The organism is Vibrio sp. 1402, from assembly GCF_033340275.1.
In genome coordinates, this window is the sequence record NZ_JAWOWE010000559.1 from 1 (window position 1) to 559 (window position 559).

The following is a 559-nucleotide window of genomic DNA, read 5'->3' on the forward strand; positions in this document are numbered from 1 at the left end:
TCAATTGCGTGGCCGTGTTGGTCGCTCTCACCATCAAGCTTATGCTTATTTGTTAACGCCACATCCAAAAGCCATGACCAAAGATGCCATTAAACGTCTCGATGCCATTGCTTCACTGGAAGACTTAGGCGCGGGCTTTACTCTGGCAACGCACGATTTGGAAATTCGTGGCGCTGGTGAACTGCTTGGTGACGAACAAAGTGGTCAAATTCAATCGGTTGGTTTTACACTGTATATGGAAATGCTTGAACAAGCAGTCGAAGCGTTGAAAGAAGGTAAAGAGCCATCATTGGATGATCTGCTTCGTGAACAAACAGAAGTAGAACTGAGAATCCCTGCGCTACTGCCTGATGATTACATTCCAGACGTCAATACGCGTCTGTCGATGTACAAACGAATTGCGAGTGTGAGCGACAGCGATGAGCTATCCGAATTAAAAGTTGAGCTGATCGACCGCTTTGGCTTACTTCCTGATGCCGCGAAGAACTTGCTGGCTGTCTCAGAATTGAAATTTGCCGCAGGTAGTATTAAAGCGAAGAAGATAGAAGCCCATGATAAA

The 559-nt window shown here is 46.0% G+C and carries 1 protein-coding gene; it reads left to right on the forward strand.

Features of this window, described 5'->3' with window-relative positions; genetic code table 11:
* Window positions 1-559, forward strand: a 559-nt coding sequence (locus tag R7044_RS27240; protein ID WP_318141755.1) for a TRCF domain-containing protein, incomplete at both ends; no start/stop codon positions are given.